13 protein-coding genes and 1 riboswitch are annotated in these 16,282 nt (G+C 69.6%); of the genes, 4 read left to right on the forward strand and 9 right to left on the reverse strand.

Annotation, left to right across the window (positions count from 1 at the left end; genetic code table 11):
- The first annotated feature begins 43 nt into the window (after positions 1 to 43).
- Together ABZ956_RS24535 and ABZ956_RS24540 are read left to right on the forward strand one after the other, a co-directional pair.
- A complete protein-coding gene (locus ABZ956_RS24535) occupies positions 44 to 1,051 on the forward strand; it encodes a DNA cytosine methyltransferase (RefSeq protein ID WP_361897545.1) in 1,008 nt (335 codons plus the stop codon).
- Between the two features lie 71 nt (positions 1,052 to 1,122).
- Entirely contained in the window at positions 1,123 to 2,331 is a 1,209-nt protein-coding gene (locus ABZ956_RS24540) for a DNA cytosine methyltransferase (protein ID WP_361897548.1), read from the forward strand.
- Here ABZ956_RS24540 and ABZ956_RS24545 read toward each other — a convergent pair.
- The 3 genes from ABZ956_RS24545 to ABZ956_RS24555 are packed head-to-tail and all read right to left on the reverse strand — an operon-like array spanning position 2,321 to position 6,299.
- On the reverse strand, positions 2,321 to 3,259 hold the full coding sequence (locus tag ABZ956_RS24545) for a DUF6339 family protein (RefSeq protein WP_361897551.1): 939 nt from the start codon (positions 3,257 to 3,259) through the stop codon (positions 2,321 to 2,323). The genes ABZ956_RS24540 and ABZ956_RS24545 overlap by 11 nt on opposite strands.
- The gene (locus ABZ956_RS24550) at positions 3,256 to 4,227 is read right to left on the reverse strand and encodes a hypothetical protein (RefSeq protein ID WP_361897553.1); all 972 of its coding nucleotides are present in this window, start codon (positions 4,225 to 4,227) and stop codon (positions 3,256 to 3,258) included. Before ABZ956_RS24550 ends, ABZ956_RS24545 begins: the two co-directional genes overlap by 4 nt.
- Entirely contained in the window at positions 4,224 to 6,299 is a 2,076-nt protein-coding gene (locus ABZ956_RS24555; RefSeq protein WP_361897556.1) for a helix-turn-helix transcriptional regulator, read from the reverse strand. The genes ABZ956_RS24550 and ABZ956_RS24555 overlap by 4 nt, the downstream gene beginning before the upstream one ends.
- A gap of 356 nt (positions 6,300 to 6,655) precedes the next feature.
- On the opposite strand from ABZ956_RS24555, the gene ABZ956_RS24560 reads away from it, so the two are divergent.
- Positions 6,656 to 6,820: a hypothetical protein gene (locus ABZ956_RS24560; protein ID WP_361897559.1), complete on the forward strand. Its 165-nt coding sequence runs from the start codon at positions 6,656 to 6,658 to the stop codon at positions 6,818 to 6,820.
- A gap of 632 nt (positions 6,821 to 7,452) precedes the next feature.
- On the opposite strand, the gene ABZ956_RS24565 is transcribed toward ABZ956_RS24560, so the two are convergent.
- Entirely contained in the window at positions 7,453 to 8,508 is a 1,056-nt protein-coding gene (locus ABZ956_RS24565; RefSeq protein WP_361897562.1) for a methyltransferase, read from the reverse strand.
- Between the two features lie 168 nt (positions 8,509 to 8,676).
- Between ABZ956_RS24565 and ABZ956_RS24570 the strand changes: the two genes are divergently transcribed.
- The gene (locus ABZ956_RS24570; RefSeq protein WP_361897565.1) at positions 8,677 to 8,988 is read left to right on the forward strand and encodes a hypothetical protein; all 312 of its coding nucleotides are present in this window, start codon (positions 8,677 to 8,679) and stop codon (positions 8,986 to 8,988) included.
- A 20-nt stretch (positions 8,989 to 9,008) separates the two neighbouring features.
- Here ABZ956_RS24570 and ABZ956_RS24575 read toward each other — a convergent pair whose 3' ends face one another.
- The 5 genes from ABZ956_RS24575 to ABZ956_RS24595 form a co-directional block, all read right to left on the reverse strand.
- The gene (locus ABZ956_RS24575) at positions 9,009 to 9,953 is read right to left on the reverse strand and encodes an aldo/keto reductase (protein WP_361897567.1); all 945 of its coding nucleotides are present in this window, start codon (positions 9,951 to 9,953) and stop codon (positions 9,009 to 9,011) included.
- Between the two features lie 29 nt (positions 9,954 to 9,982).
- Positions 9,983 to 11,464: an MFS transporter gene (locus ABZ956_RS24580; protein WP_361897570.1), complete on the reverse strand. Its 1,482-nt coding sequence runs from the start codon at positions 11,462 to 11,464 to the stop codon at positions 9,983 to 9,985.
- 129 nt (positions 11,465 to 11,593) lie between these two features.
- Positions 11,594 to 12,763 carry a M23 family metallopeptidase gene (locus ABZ956_RS24585; protein WP_361897573.1) on the reverse strand — a complete coding sequence of 390 codons (1,170 nt, stop codon included), beginning with the start codon at positions 12,761 to 12,763 and terminating at the stop codon, positions 11,594 to 11,596.
- A gap of 122 nt (positions 12,764 to 12,885) precedes the next feature.
- A riboswitch (cyclic di-AMP (ydaO/yuaA leader) is annotated at positions 12,886 to 13,023 on the reverse strand.
- Positions 13,024 to 13,162: 139 nt separating this feature from the next.
- Positions 13,163 to 14,365: a PP2C family protein-serine/threonine phosphatase gene (locus ABZ956_RS24590; protein ID WP_361897741.1), complete on the reverse strand. Its 1,203-nt coding sequence runs from the start codon at positions 14,363 to 14,365 to the stop codon at positions 13,163 to 13,165.
- Positions 14,366 to 14,583: 218 nt separating this feature from the next.
- Complete coding sequence (locus tag ABZ956_RS24595; protein WP_361897576.1) at positions 14,584 to 16,275, reverse strand: DEAD/DEAH box helicase; 1,692 nt, start codon at positions 16,273 to 16,275, stop codon at positions 14,584 to 14,586.
- Between the last annotated feature and the right edge of the window lie 7 nt (positions 16,276 to 16,282).

Here is a 16,282-nt window from a genome sequence, read left to right on the forward strand (position 1 = left end):
TGCCCTCCCGTCTGTTCCACCCGAGCCCTTGAGGAGATCCGCAGTGCCGACGCCCCGATTCACGTCTCTCGAGGTCTGCGCCGGCGCGGGAGGACAGGTCCTCGGGCTGGAACAGGCCGGATTCGCTCCGCTGGCCCTGATCGAGAACGACCCGGATTCGTGTGCGACCCTCCGTGCGAACCGGGTGGGGTGGAACGTGATCGAAGCCGATCTGCGCACCTTCGATCCCGCGGACCATCCGTACCTCTACGACGTGGACCTCATGGCGGCCGGTCCGCCCCGGGTGAAGCCCTTGATCGGCAAGAAGCAGCTTCCCCAGGACCTCGAAGCGCATGAGCTCCTGAGGGCGACGGTCTACCTGGTCCACGCAGTGCGGCCCAGCGCGCTCCTGATAGAGAACGTCGCGGGTCTGGTCGAATCCGGGCCACTCGCTGATCTTCGTTCCTTCGTCCGTGACGAACTCGAGCACTTGGGCTACGAGCTGCATCGAACCGTCCTCGACGCGGCGGACTTCGGCGTCCCGCAGGAACGGAAACAGGGGTTCTTCGTGGCACTGCGAAAGGAGTACGCCGGCCGGTTCCGGTGGCCTGAACCCGGTGTGGATCGGGCCCCCACGGTGGGCGAGGTGCTCGGGGCTTCCATGGCGGAGCGGGGCTGGCCTCACGCATCGGACTGGGCGAGGTGGGCGGCCCGGCCTGCTCCCACGATCGTCGGCGGATCAAGGAACCGGGGCGGACCCGACCTCGGGCAGAGCGGCAGCAAGGCGGCATGGGAGAGGTTGGGGGTCAACGGCAATTCACTCGGGGACGCAGTGCCTGCGCAGGACTTCCCCTGGCCGCCGGAAACAGAGGACCGGAAGCTCCTCCCGAAACTCACCATCCCGCAGGTCGCCGTTCTGCAGGCATTCCCTCCGCACTGGGAGCTGAAGGGAAACAAGACCTCCCGATACTGTCAGATCGGTCACGCGTCACCGCCGCCCGTCGCCGCAGCCGTGGGGCAAGCCATAGCCGCCGCGCTCGGGAACGGTCCGGGCGTGGCACCTGAGCCGTAGTCGACAGAGGGGTGGACGGGACTCCCGGCTACCCCCCGTGCATACTGCTCCGCAGACTAGACTTCCCCACCATGACCAGCCCTGCCTCCGGCCCCTCCCGTGACGAACCGATCAAGGTGATCGATCTGTTCGCGGGTGCCGGGGGATTCTCGACCGGTTTCCACGAGTATGTGCCCGAGGGCCGGACGTCGTCGCCGTTCGTCTCGGTGGCGGCCGTCGAGTTCGACCCCTCGGCGGCATCCACCTACGCGGCGAACTTTCCGGAAGCGCAAGTACACGCCGGGGACATCAGTGCCTGGGAACCCGGTGAATTCATCGGCTCCGACGTGATCCTGGGCGGACCTCCGTGCCAGGGCTTCTCGGGCCTCGGCAAGGAAAAGGCGGACGACCCGCGCAACCAGCTCTGGCAGGAATACATCGACGTGGTGAAGAAGGTCTCCCCCAAGATCTTCATCATGGAGAATGTGGACAGATTCCTTCGATCCGGCCAATTCGCAGAGCTCAAGAAGATCACGGACCGCGGCGAGCTGCTCGACGAGTACGAACTTCGCGTAAAAATCCTGAACTCGGCGGACTACGGCGTTCCACAGGCCCGCAAGCGTGCCATCGTCATCGGCACCCACAAGGATCTGCCGGTCACGGAGCACCCTCGTCCGACACATGACCGGAAGGCGGACGCGTGGCAGCCGTCGCTGGCCGACCAAGGCAACACCGAATCGCCACTGCCTTGGGTCGCCGTGGGACCCGCAGTATTCGAGCGGACACGATTCGTGGAACTGCGGGACATGCCCGAAAGGCCGGGAAATGAAGACTCCCCACTGGGCCTCGGACGGCCGGGTTTTTTCTACACCCACGAGCTCCATATTCGGCGCACACCGGAACCGCTTTCCCTTGCCCGTTACCGCGCCATTCCGCCGGGTGGAAATCGACACAATCTGCGCGGGAAGTGGGCGGAGCTCGAGGACAGGTGCATCTATCTCTCCACCCCGAGCTGGGACGGCCACAACGCCGGCTCGGGTGATGTCATGGGGCGCATGCACGCGGACCGCCCGTCCGTGACCATCCGCACCGAGGCATACAAACCGGAGAAGGGCCGGTATCTCCACCCTACGGAGCACCGACCGATCACTCAGTACGAAATGGCGCTGATCCAGGGCTTCCCGGACGACTTCAAGTGGTACGGGACCAAGATCGAGATCGCTCGGCAGATCGGCAATGCCGTACCCATCGGCCTGGCCAAGGCACTGGCCTCGGTCGTCCACAAGGCGCTCACGGGCTGACACCCGGCTTGTCCAGGCTGACGCCGTGCCGGGGTACGTCCGTCCCTTCGTCCAGCAGCTTCCTTCCCCTGACGGGAGCCACTTCAGCAAGACGCTCGAACCACTTCACCAACGCCGCTGTGGACCGTTCGGCCACCCGACCGTCGTCCGGCCCCACCGGCAGACGGTCATCGGGAGCCGGCAGAGCCTCGTCGAATGCGTCGATCCAGTCCTGGAGGGAGTCGGCGTCCTGCGGCTCGTCGGGAGCCAAAACCTCGTAGATCATTGTTCCGGACGCGGCGTAGGCAAGTTTCGCCAGACCGTTGACCTGCCGCCCTGTGACCGTCACCCCGCTCCCGAGAAGTCGGACGAGCGCCTGCGCCGCAGGACGATGCAGGACGAGGTCCTGCCGGAGAACGGTGTTCAGAATGTCCTGGTTCCGACAGGCGATCTCAACCGGCTTGTAGTCGGCACCGTCCCGAAAGAGCTCCGCCGCCCACCAGAGCCGGGAAAAGCACTGCGAGTGCCACGGGCCGCAGTAGCGGGCCGCCTGCCCCACTTCCCGACGGTCACCCTCCTGTGGCCTACCCCACCGCCATCGCACGAACTCGGGCGCCACACACATCGCGAGGAAATTCCACAGCCCTGAGTCCGCGGCCTCGACTCTTGTGATCCGCAGGGCGTAGTGCAGCCTGGGCGCGAGCCAGGCGTCGGAGGCTGTGGGCGTCTCGTCCCGGAACCGCCGCATGGCTTCATGACACAGCAGGCGTATGGGCTCCGCTTCTCGGGACCTGGCCCCTTCCGGGGGAAATTCGGTGCTCCGCCGAAGGCGAGGTTCAGGCATCGGTTCAAAGCCGGCCAGAACCCCGGAAGTCAGCGTCTTGAGGGCGACCGACGAAGGCAACCGCCCGATCCTGTCGTGAGCCGTTCCCGGCTCGGCGCTGTTCACACCGGCTCCCTTGTGCTGGCCATCCGTCCCAGCGACTTGAGCGCGCCGGCCACGGCCTTGGGTTTACGCGACTGGAGAGTAGCCGCATGCATCACGCGCCTCTGCAGATCCCCACCGTTCTGCCCCTCGGTCCGCCTCTCCACAAGCTCCGTGAGCCCCTCGTCCGGAGCTCGGTCCGTGAAGAGGTCCGGCAGCATGCGCCGCAGGACGTCCTCGTGCCAGCCTCCGGGCCACTGCACCTGTCCGTCCTCCATTCCGCTCGCGTAGAGCGCGGCGTTGAACATCGAGGCCCACGACTCGGAGGCTATTTGGGCAGCCATCACCTCTCTGACGATCTTCTGCTCGGGAGTGGCCGCGTTCTCCAGGACGCCGCGCAACCCCTCCACCGCGGAATTCAGGTAGAGGACGGGCTCGTCGGCCTGCGCGTCGAGAAGCCACGGGTCGTCCCGGAACTCGGCGAACTCCGGATTGGACTCGTCCGTGAAATCCTTCCAGACCATCTTGATGGAGCGCTGCTGCGTGGGCAGCTTCGCTTCGAAGTCCGCGCGCCACCGGTCCCTCGCGGTCCCGATCAGACGGCCTGCCTCGCCCCCGACCTCCGCCACGATCGAGGCGTCGATCTCACAGGCGTCGAGTTGCTCCCCCTGCCTGAGCTCGACTTCCCCTCGCCACTTTCCTGGCTCCGCCGACCGGAGTGGGAACGTGTGGCGGATCCGGGTTCTTCTGTTGCGCACGACGGCGATGCAGACCGGAGCAATCCACGGGCCTGTCGCCAGCTCTCCGGCATCCGCAGTGACGGAGACCTTGATCCTTATCTCGTTCCACCGCCCCTTCACCTCGTGCAGGGCGATCACGTGCTCCCGGTCGGAGATCAGGCCCAGCCGTCGGGGCGTGTTGTCGACCACGACCTCGTCGGCGACCAGAGTGATCTCACCGGTCAGGACAGGGTAGGGAAAGACCGCCTTCACGCCCTCGCCTCCTTCGCACGCGGAACGTCGACCTCGATGCACGACATGATCGCCGGTATGGGATGACTGGCGGGATCGGTCACGCCGATGAACACACCCCTGCGCCCGTGGAACTCGAGGTTGCCGCCCTGGGTGAGCTTGCAATTCTTCACCGGGATCAGCTTGCCGGCCCACTGAACGGGCATCCCGCCCCCGTCACGTCCCATGAACCGGACCACAGGAGCGAGCACCCACGGCTCCTCGCGGTCGGGGCACTTCACGGTCACCGTCACCCGCCATGCCGACTGTCCGTCGACCTCGCCCTCGACCGCGTGGACCGTGGGAAAGCCCTGCGTCCGCGGCACCTTGGGCGGATCGAGCCGGAGCAGCTCCCTGAGCACCTCCGGCCCCTCGTCCTCACTCCGGTCGGAATCCGCGGTCCGGAGTGCCTCACGGACGCTCTGCTCCGCGTCCCGCTTGAAGTTCAGGACGCACTGCCGCGCACCACGCACGTACATGGCAGTGAGGTCTTCGGTCCCCGTCCAGTCGTTGTGATCCGGAGGCTCCGAGGCCCGGAGGAGACGCTCGGCCGCCACCGCGTCCGCGGTTTCCCTCCGTGTGGCGGCACCGGCGAGCAGGACGGCCTGGAAGCTCCGGTGCCCGAGCGGGAGGTCGCTGATCTTCTTGCTCTTCACCACCATGCGTGTGGCCCGCATGTACGAGATGTGATCGGGTCGAGGCTCGTCGCCGTCGGCAGGCGTGATCAGCAAAACCGCATCATGCGTCGCGGGAGTGTCTGGGCCCACCCCCGATGCGTCCTTCGGCCGGGGGAGCTTGAGGGGCACCGTCGTCTCGAGTACGTCCTCCCTCGCCGTCAGTTCATGGACGGTGTTGCCATCGAGGAATGCCTTGACGGCCCTGGACCGTGCCGGCTCGTGCCGGTGGGGGTCGATGCGTTCCTCGGGCCTGACGGCCCGGCCGTTCCGCCACGACGCCACGGACGCCCGAAGCAGCGGGCCCGCATTTTCTCCACCCACCATCGAGGCCCAGAAGTTGCGGGCGACGCCCGTCACAATGCGCTCGTGCATCTCCTCCAGCTGTTCGGTGTCGCCGGAACCGTCGTACGCCCCGACCACCAGGAACGAGGTGCCCGGCGCCGAGTCGTCACGCTCCAGGTACAGGCTTTGTGCCGTGGCACGATCGCCCCACCACGAGCGGGCGGAGTCGGCCCGATCCGGATCCTTCACACCGAACCATGCCGGGCCCGCGAACTCGTCCGAGCCCAGGGCATGCCACGGCAGTTCGAGCCTTCCGGCCATACGCCGCTCGTGCCGCCCGTCCTGGTTCTCGGACAGAGTGCTGTTCACCAGCACCAGGCCGAAGCGGCTCGCCGCCCAGAGAGCAGCCTTGCCCAGCCCGTAGGACCCGCCCTGCGCGCCGGCCTTACCGCTGTCGAGCGTTCTGCGCACCACCCGGGCGAAGCGTCCGTCGGCATAATCCGGACCCGTCAGACCGGTGGCGTTGAAGTCGTCCACCCTCAACAGGACCAGGCGTTGGGTGCGCTGCAGCTCCTGAAGGCCGTCGACCAGTACGCGTCCCACCTTCTGGCCGGGGTCCGCAGCTGCATGGAGATGCTTCTCGATCTCGCTCCAGCGAAGCGCCTCCAGGAAGTCGTCGAGGTGCTGCCCCGTGAGCTCGTGCAGGACGAAGCGGGACGTCACCGGCCCCCCGTCGGGCAGGCGTTCGTCGAGGCTGTTCTGAGTCGCCTCGCGGGCCAGCACCTCCAGGTTGGCCGCGAAGGCGAACGCCGCCGCGTTGCCGCCCTCCCGACCTCCGTCGGCAGGCGCCTTCCGGAAGATCCAGGAGAGTTCGGACGATGAGGCACCTGGGGAGCGCCGGCTCACGGCGTCCTCGACGGCGACACCAAGGGCCTCGGCGATGGCGGAGATCTTCTCGTAACGCGGCTCGGACCGCCCCCCCACCCAGGCGTTCACCGCTGCGGGCGTCACCTCGATAGCGACAGCCAATTCCTTCTGGGACATATCGCGTTGCCGCAGCATCCCCTTGAGCCAATCCGAAAAATCCTGCGGCACGCAGCACACTCCCGATCCTCGACCCCACCCGGACGCCAGCACAGTTAATCACAGCACGTCAGATTTACTTTCATGAATCGATAACCCCCAAAAGGGATATAACGACCGCCTCGTCTCGCAAATCCGTTCCACAAAGGGCTGGACACCCGCACAAGCGTTGGATCATGATGGCACGGTCGACCCCGCCACCCAAGCCCCCGGGGCGCACAAAGAGGCACAGGCAGGATCGATGGAACCGGGGTGCAGTCAATTCGACACCCCGACCCGACACCGGGTCACCGTCGGACAGAATCAGACATATACCCAAAAAGAGCCCTTAATGCTCTTCTTGGTCCCGCAGAAAGGGCCAAACGTTCATGGGCGCAAAACGTGAGGTAGTCCTGGAGCTGGAGTGCGACGAGAACGGCGTCGGCTCGGCCACCGTGCTCTGCGGCCCCAACGGCACTGCGGTCTCCGCGCACGGAGCCGGGCTCAGGGCCGTCGTAGTGCGTGACCTCCACTCCGCACCCGAGGAGGACTGACCCCGCTCTCACCACCCGAGTTGGCCTACGAGCGGAATGAGGCTGACGATGTGGACGGTCTCGACCCGGTGAGGGTGACGAATGTTCGCCCGCCATGAACCAAGAAGCAGCCGCTGGTCGGGGTGGCGTCGGCTGTAACAAGGGGCGTTGCCGCCGACCGACCCGCCACATGGCCGCTGATCACACCTGACAGCCCGCGGCCCGAGGCTCGGTCGCGGGCTTGGGGTCAGGGAGTGCAACCCCACATCTCATGCGGCTTCCAAGGGCCACATGCCCACAACCCAAGCTTCGGGGCGGGATCCGACCGCTCTGTCCGTGCGGTGAAGCCGACGTATCAGGTCACACACTGGAGGTGTCGGGGCCCAAGCACAGCAACTCACCAGGCACGCCCCAGCTGCATCTCGAAACGCGTCTGCGCGTGGACCAGGTCCGTGTCCGGGTCGATGCCGCGGGCTTTGAACCAGTGGAGAAGATCGGCGATCAACTCCCTGGCCGTTCCTAAGAGACGACAAGATGCCACACGAGCCGACCCTGAGCGCCCCGGAGCCGGCACCGCCGCTCCGCCGCATCATGGAATGCACGGGTTACGGCGTCCCCGGCCACCCTGAAGCGCTCCCCGGAGGACCCGGTCGTTACGGAGCCTCCTCCGCCACCCCCTCCACCACCGACAGCACCGTCCCCGTAGGAACCACCCGGGTCAGCCTCAGCCCCGCCTCCTCAAACAGGCGGGCGAAGTCGGCTTCCGTGCGTTCGCGCCCCACCAGGGACGCCATCATCATCAGGTCCAGCGTCTTGCCCTGGTGAGGGGCGTTGTCCCGGGGGAGGACCGCGTCGATGACCAGGATGCGGCCGTTCGGTCGCATCGCGCGGCGGCAGTTGTGGAGGATCTTCACGCACTGGGTGTCGTTCCAGTCGTGGAGGATGCGCTTGAGGAGGTAGACGTCGCCGGGTGGGGCCGTCGTGAAGAAGTCGCCTTCCTGCACGGACCAGCGGCCTTTTGTTTCCGGGGTGTCCAGGCGGTGGCCCGCCAGGACGTGGGGCTGGTCGTAGAGGATGCCGTGAAGGTCGGGGTGGGTGCGCAGGGCGGACAGGAGGAGGCCGCCGTGGCCGCCGCCCACGTCCACGGCTGTGGCCTTCTCCGGGAAGGGGCAGCTTTTGGCGATGGGCTGGTTCTCCGCGTCGGACATGGACGCCATGCCCTCGTGGAAGATCGCGGCGGTCTGCGCGTCCTGGGTGAAGTAGTCGAAGAACGGCATGCCGAAGATGCGGTCGAACGCCGAGGTGCCCTCCTTCAGGCAGCGCGTCATCTCCCCCGCCGGCAGCCACATCGTCCGGTCCGTGATCATCAGGATCGCCGGGCGGACGGACACGGGCGCGTCGGACCGTAGTGCGTCGCCGGCCCGCGTCAGCCGGAACCGGCCCTGGTCGTCCTCCTCGAACAGGCCCCGGGTGGCCAGCAGGCGAAGGACACGGTGGAGGCTGTCCGCGTCGGTGCCCGTCGCCTTCGCCAGGTCCGCCGGCGTGCGCGGGCCGGCGGTCAGGTGGTCGGCGACCCCCACCTCGGCCGCCGCGCGCAGAGCGGCGGGATACAGGAAGCCCAGGGCCTCCTCGATGAGGCGGGCGGCACTGCGCCGTCCTGCCGCCTCGTCGGTCTCGTTGCTCTCGTCGGTTCCACGGGCGTCGTTCACCGGACCACCTCCGCGCGGTAAGGGCATGCGTTCCAGCATGTCGGTCACCGGGGTGTCGCTACCAGGGCGCATCGGGCCCTCCAGGCGGACCGGGTTAGCCTCGGAGGTCAGATGAGACAGACGGTCTTGATGGTCTCGATGGTCTCTTGATGCGGAGGTTGCCCGGCTATGGCAGCAGCAGTCAGCGGAATCCCGGCGTCCGTTGTGGCGGCGAGCGGGCTCGTCGGCGGGTACGGCGTCGCCCGGTGGACCAAGCAGCGGCCGCTCGGAGGGGCGGTGCTGGCCGCGGCCGGTGCTGTGGCCGCCAAGGAGTGGAACCGGAAGGCCGGTGCCGGGGCCGCCGCCGCGCTCAGCGGTCTGTACGTCGCCGCGTTCGCCGGGTCCCATCCCCTGGCCAGGAAGGTGGGCGCCTGGCCTTCCGTCTTCGCCGTCGCCGGGGCCGTCGCGCTGGCGTCCTGGGCTGTGGAGCGGCGCGCCTGAGGGGAGCGCCGCTCCCGCGCTTACGCCGACGCCTCCGTCAGGAGCGCCAGCTCCGCCTCCGTCAGCTTCAGGTCGGCGACCGCCAGCAGCGGCGGAAGCTGCTCCACCGTACGGGCGCTCGCCAGCGGTGTGGCCACCGTCGGCTGGGCCGCGAGCCAGGCCAGGGCCACCGTGGCGACCTCGGCGTTGTGGGCGGCGGCCACCTCGTCCAGGGCGGCGAGGACCTTAAGGCCCCGCTCCGAGCGCAAGTACTTGGCCGCGCCCTCCGAGCGGGCGCTGTCGACCGTCGTGCCCGGGCGGTACTTGCCGGTCAGGAAGCCCGAGGCCAGGGCGAAGTACGGGATGGCCGCCAGGCCGTACTCGGCGGCCACGGCCTGCAGTTCGCCCTCGTAGGTGTCGCGGGAGACCAGGCTGTAGTGGGGCTGGATGGCCACGTACTTCGCGAGGCCGGAACGGTCCGAGAAGTCCAGGGACTGCCGCAGCCGGTCCGCCGTGATGTTGGAGGCGGCGATCTCGCGGACCTTGCCCTCCTTCACCAGCCCGTCCAGCGTCGCGATGATGTCCTCCACCGGCTGGGACGTGTCGTCGACGTGCGTGTAGTAGAGGTCGATGTAATCCGTGCGGAGGCGGCGCAGCGATGCCTCGACGTCCGTCTTGATGGTGTCCGCCGCCAGGCCGCGGTATTCGGGGACGCCGTTTCCGACCTTGGTGGCGATGACGATGTCGTCGCGGTTGCCGCGCGCGGTGAGCCAGTCGCCGATGATGGTCTCGGACTCGCCGCCCTCGTTGCCGGGCGCCCAGGCGGAGTAGACGTCCGCGGTGTCGATGAAATTGCCGCCCGCTTCCGCGTAGGCGTCGAGGACGGCGAAGGACTGCTTTTCGTCCGCGGTCCAGCCGAAGACGTTGCCGCCGAGGGCCAGCGGGTGGACGGAGAGTGTGCCGATCTTCCGGTGAATGTCAGCCATGCGGTATGTCAACGCCCCTGCCGGAACGGTTATTCCGCGGGCGCGGGCGCCGGGGACGGCAGGGGCTCCGGAGGGTGGACGGACAGGGGTGTGGCGATGTCCTCGAGGGAGCGGCCTTCCGCCCGTACGGCCAGGAACGCGGCCACGACGCCGCCCATGCACATCAGGGCCGCGCCGATGTCGAAGGCCAGCACGGTGTCGCCGATGACGCCGCTCTGCGTCAGTGCCGAGAAGAGCAGCGGGCCGCTGATGCCGCCCGCTGCCGTGCCCACCGCGTAGAAGAAGGCGATGGCCATGGCCCGGGTCTCCATCGGGAAGATCTCGGACACCGTGAGGTAGGCGCTGCTGGCGCCCGCCGAGGCGAAGAAGAGGACGACGGCCCAACAGGCGGTGAGCGTCACGGCGTTCAGGTGGCCGGCGCCGAAGAGCCAGGCCGTGCCGAAGAGCAGCAGTCCGGCCAGCAGATACGTCGAGGTGATCATGATGCGCCGGCCGACGGTGTCGAAGAGCTTGCCCAGGAGCAGCGGGCCGAGGAAGTTGCCGACTGCTATGACGGCGAAGAAATAGCCGGTGTGCGAGGTGGAGACGCCGAAGAACCGCGTGATGATGGCGCCGAAGCCGAAGGTGATCGCGTTGTAGAGAAACGCCTGGCCGATGAAGAGGGCGAGGCCGAGGACGGCCCTGCTGCGGTAGTCGGAGAAGACCGTGCGGGCGATGTCGCGGAAGCCGAAGCTCTTCCGCTGACGGATGACGAGCCTGCCTTTGGCGGGTGGCAGCGGGGTGCCCTTCTCCGCCTCGATGCGTTTTTCGATCGCCGTCACCAGGGATTCGGCTTCTTCGCCCCTGCCGTGGATGAACAGCCAGCGTGGACTTTCGGGCACATGGCGGCGTACGAGCAGGATGACCAGGCCCAGCACGACCCCGAGCCCGAACGTCAGCCGCCAGCCGACGTCCTTGGCGAAGATGCTGGTGTCGAGCATGAGTATCGACAGCAGGGAGCCGGCGATCGCACCGAGCCAGAAGCTGCCGTTGATGATCAGGTCGACGCGGCCCCGGTAGACGGCGGGGATCAGCTCGTCGATGGCGGAGTTGATGGCCGCGTACTCACCGCCGATGCCGAAGCCCGTCAGGAAGCGGAAGAGGAAGAACCACCAGGAGTGGTACGACAGCGCGGTCAGCGCGGTCGCGCCCAGATAGACCGCGAGCGTGACCATGAAGAGCCTTTTGCGGCCGAAGAGATCGGTCAGCCGGCCGAAGAACAGCGCGCCGGAGCAGGCTCCCGCGACATAGAGGGCGGCCGCCAGGCCCGTCACCCCGCCCGAGGTGATCGGCAGGCCGCTGCCCTGTTCGGAGAGGCGGCCGGCGATGTTCCCGACGACCGTCACCTCCAGGCCGTCCAGGATCCAGACGGTCCCGAGGCCGATCACCACGGTCCAGTGCCACCGGGACCAGGGCAGCCGGTCCAGGCGGGAGGGCACTGACGTGCTGATCGTCGTCGCGGTCGTCGTCACATGCTCTGATTTCCCGATCGCACGCAGAACATTCCCGGCAAATCAGATCCGGGCCGCCTGTAACCCGGCTGCCTCTCTGCGGTTGCGGCGGCCGCCCGTCTCCGTCCGTCCGCCGGCCACCGCCGTCGGTTACGGCCGCAGTCCCTTCGCGCGCAGCCACGACAGCGGGTCCACCGGTGAGCCGCCTCCCGGCCGTACCTCCAGATGCAGGTGGGGGCCGGTGACGTTGCCGGTCGCGCCGACGCGGGCGATGACCGTGCCCGTACCGACCTTCCCGGACGTGACCACCATCGACGACAGGTGGCAGTACCAGATCTCGGTGCCGTCGCCGAGCGTCAGCACGATGCGGTAGCCGTACGCGCCGGCCCACCCGGCCTGCGTGACCGTACCGCCGCTCACAGCCTTGACGGGGGTGCCGGTGGGGGCGGCGAAGTCCTCGCCGGTGTGGTTCGCGGACCACATGCTGCCGGCCTGGCCGAAGCCGGCGGTGAGGGTGTACGAGCCCACGGGCAGGGTGTACGAGCCGGCGGCGACGGAACCGCGCTTTCCGGCGGCAGCCGGGGAGCGCTTCGCCGGCGCGGCGGGCCGTTCGGCCTCGCCCGGACCGGCCCCCTGTGGCTCCGCCTCGGCGGCACGCGCCGCCGCCCGCGCCTCCTGGGCCTCTTGCGCTTGCTGGGCTTCCTGCGCTTCCCGTGCCTCGTGCGCCTGGGCCTTCTCCGCCGCGGCCTTGCGCTGCTGCTCGGCGGCGGCCCGCGCCTCGCTCTCCCGCGCGGCTTCGTCGGCGGCGTCCTGCTGGCGCTCGGCCTGCTGCAGGATGCGGGCGCGCAGCGCCTCGCCGGCGTCCGCGGTGCTGCGCGTGGCCGCCACGACGGCCGGGGCCTCGGCGGCCGGCCCGGCCTCCGCGTGGTCGGCCTCGGAGTTCGCGGCCTGCTTCTCCTCGCCGCCGGCTATGAGGGAGCCGACGCCCGGGAGCTTCTGCGCCAGGTCGGGCACGGATATCGGCGTCGGCGGGCGGTCCTGCGCGCTCGCCATACCGCCCGCGCCGACCGCCGCGATGACGCCGACGCCCAGCACCGCGCCGCTGCGGGCCATCGTGCCGCCGCGCTGCTTGACGACACGGTGCCTGCCGCGGACGGGCGCCGCCGTGGTGCCCTCGGCCGGATTCCACTCGCTCCAGGTCTCCTCGGTCTCGGAGCCGGAGCCGGCGTCGAAGCCCTCGCCGGCGTCGAAGCCGGCGAAGGCGGTGTCGTCAGGGGCGAAGGCTGGACCGGCCGGGGCCTCACCCGGAGCGCCGTTCACAGGGTCGGAGTCATACAGCGAGTCGTACGCGGAGTCATACGCAGAGTCGTACGCGGAATCGTACGAAGAGTCATGCGAACCGTCGTCGAGAGCAGGCCTGTTGGACGCCACGGAGGCGCACTCCTTTCCTTCCTACTCGCCTACCGGGTTAGCTGACGGGTTCGGAGCAGGAAGGTCTCCTACGGGCCGGCGCGCGGTCCGATTCACCCCAGAGTTGATGGTTCCCCGGTTCCGCCCACGGGATTCGGCGAAGGCGCGCGGCGCCGCCTCTTGCGGCGGCTGCAACGACCGCGCTGCGTTATCGAACGTTAATAGACATCGCCACCGGATTCCAAGCCGAATGCACGAAATGGCACGCCTCTTGGGCGGATCGCGCGGAGCGCGTCCGCTGACCGTTCGTCAGTTGTTATCCGTCCGAACGCGGACGGTACGGGTGGTGGTCCGGGTGAGTGTGTGGGTGATGACGGCGGGGCGGTGGCGGCCGTCACCGCGCCGGATGGCGAGCAGGGCCATGTCGTCGTCGGCCGGGCCGCCCGCGTGCCGGACGACATCCGCCGTGAGGGCGTCGAGCAGCGCCTCCGGGTTCCTGAACTGCTTGCCGTTGAGGCGCTCCCGCGGGTTGTAGAAGTTGCCTTCCGCATCCCGCGCCTCGGTGACCCCGTCCGTAAACAGCAGCAGCGTGGACCCCGCCGGGAACTCCCACTCCTCCACGCGGTCGGGCCACATCCCCAGCTCCCCCATGCCGAGCGGCAGCGCCGGAGCGCCCGGGTACGCCTCGCCGACCGTGCCGTCGGCGTGGAGCAGGAGCGGCGGCGGATGGCCGCGGTTGACCAGGCGCAGCGCGGTGGTGCCGGGCGGGACCTCGGCGAGTACGGCGGTGGTGAAGCCCTCGCTCTCATCGAGGTTCGCGCGCCGGGCGCCCTCCCTCTGCAACGCGCGCTCCAATCGCACGGCGAGCCCCTCCAGCGTGCGCTCGTGCTCCGCCGCTTCCCGGAACGCGCCGATCACGACGGCGACCGCCTCCACCGCGCCGAGCCCCTTGCCGCGTACGTCGCCCACGATGGCGCGCACGCCGTACGGGGTCTCCTGCACGGCGAAGAGGTCACCGCCGATCCGGGCGTCGGCCTGCGCCGCCAGGTAGCGCGCGGCCACGCGCAGTCCGCCGATGCGGGCGGGAGGCGCGGGCAGCACGGCTCGCTGGGCCGCCTCCGCGATGCACCGGGCGGAGGCCAGCTTGCGGTCGCCGTGGCGTACGACGCGGTTGATGCCGAGGGCGAGGGCGGCGACGGCCAGCACGGTCACGACCTCGGTGACGGCCTCGCCCGTCTCGGGCACCCGGCGGGTGATCGTGAGGGTGGTCATGGCGGTCAGGGCCGTGACGGCGGTGACGAGCGTGGCGCCATGGGACAGCATCGCTGCCGCGATGAGGGGTGAGCAGGCGAAGAAGGGGGCGGAGGAGTAGTGGGAGGGGGTCAGGACGTCGAAGACGACGCCCGAGAGGATCAGGGCCGCGGGCAGCCGACGCGCCACGGACTGCCGCAGACGGGCCCGGTGGCCGTGCGCGACGGGTGGCTCCGACCGGGGCTCGCGCGCCTCTGACATCCCCACCGTGCGTTCTCCTGACCGGCCGCCGTCCCTGGGCATCGCGTTCCACCCTTGCGCAGCGGGCGCGCCGTCGCGAACGGTGTTGCGCCGGACGGGGCCTTTTCCGCGAAGGGCGGAGCAGCACAGAGGCGGGGCCCGGAAAACCGGACCCCGCCTCTGTGCTGCACGTCAGAACGTCACAACGTCTGCGTCACACCGTCAGCGTGACGCAAGCGTCAGGAAGCCGCCGACCGGCGACCGCCACCGCCGCCGCCACCGCGGCGCGGGCGGCCGACGGCGTTGCCCGGGCGGGTGCCGCCCGAGCGGCGCGAACCCTCGCCGCCGCCGTTGCCGCCGAAGCCGCGGAAGGGACGCCCGCCGCCGTTGCCGCTGCCGGAACCGCCCGCGGCGGGAGCGCCCGCGGCGTCGGTACGGGTGCGGCCGCGGCCGCCCCGGCTGCCGCGCGAGCCGCCGGACGTACCGGCGCCCCCGCCGGAACCGGAACCGCGCGAGCGGGACTTGCCGGCGCCCTGCGGCTGGGCCGGGGCCGGGGCCGCGATGACGACCGGGACGCCACTGGGCTCGCGGGCACCGGTGATGCGGGCGAGCTCCGGGTCGGTCGGGTAGGTCTTCATGACGTTCGGGGTGATCTGCGCCGTGGTCATCATGCGGCTCATCTCGCGCCGCTGCTCGGGCAGCACGAAGGTGACGACCGTGCCGGACTCGCCCGCGCGGGCGGTGCGGCCGCCGCGGTGGAGGTAGTCCTTGTGGTCGACCGGCGGGTCGATGTTCACGACGAGGTCGAGGCCCTCGATGTGGATGCCGCGTGCCGCGACGTTCGTCGCGATCAGGGCGGTGACCTGGTCGGTGCGGAACTGGTCCAGGACCCGGTTGCGCTGCGGCTGGCTCTTGCCACCGTGCAGCGCGGCGGCGCGCACGCCCTCGGACAGCAGCTTCTTCACCAGGCGGTCGGCGCCGCGCTTGGTGTCCACGAACATGATCACGCGGCCGGAGCGGGCGGCGACCCGCGTGACGGCGTCCTTCTTGTCCTGGTCGGTGACGTGCAGCAGGTGGTGGTCCATGGTCGCGACCGCGCCCACCGACGCGTCGACGGAGTGCGTCACCGGGTCGGAGAGGAAGCGGCGGACGAGCCGGTCGACGTTGCGGTCCAGGGTGGCGGAGAACAGCATCCGCTGGCCGTCCGGGCGCACCTGGTCGAGCAGCTTCGTGACCTGCGGCAGGAAGCCCATGTCGGCCATCTGGTCGGCCTCGTCGAGCACCGTGATCGCCACGTCGCCGAGCTTGCAGTCGCCGCGCTGGATGAGGTCCGCGAGCCGTCCCGGGGTCGCGACAAGCACCTCCGCGCCGCGCGCGAGGGTCTGGGCCTGGCGCCCGATGGACATGCCGCCGACGACCGTGGCCATCCGCAGGTTGACGGCGGTCGCGTACGGGCTGAGCGAGTCGGTGACCTGCTGCGCCAGCTCGCGGGTGGGGACGAGGACGAGCGCCAGCGGGCGCTTGGCCTCGGCGCGCCGGCCGGCGGTGCGGGCGAGGAGCGCGAGGCCGAAGGCGAGGGTCTTGCCGGAGCCCGTGCGGCCGCGGCCGAGGACGTCGCGGCCGGCCAGCGAGTTGGGGAGCGTCGCGGCCTGGATCGGAAAGGGCTCGGTGACGCCCTCGCGGGTCAGGGTGGCCAGCAGGCCCGCGGGCATGTCCAGCGAGGCGAACGCGTCGACGGGCGGGAGCGCGGGGGTCGTGCTGACCGGCATCTCGAAGTCACCCTGCGGCGCGGCGGGGCGCCGGCGCGCGGCCGGCTGGGACTCGTCCGTGCGACGCGGTCGCGAGGAGCGGGCCGGGCCCGAGGTGCGAGCGGAACGAGCGGGTCGGGCGGGCCGATCGGAGCGATCGGTGCGTGCGGCGGAACGAGTCATGCGGGGA

It is taken from the genome of Streptomyces sp. NPDC046261, from assembly GCF_040646235.1.
GTDB lineage: Bacteria > Actinomycetota > Actinomycetes > Streptomycetales > Streptomycetaceae > Streptomyces.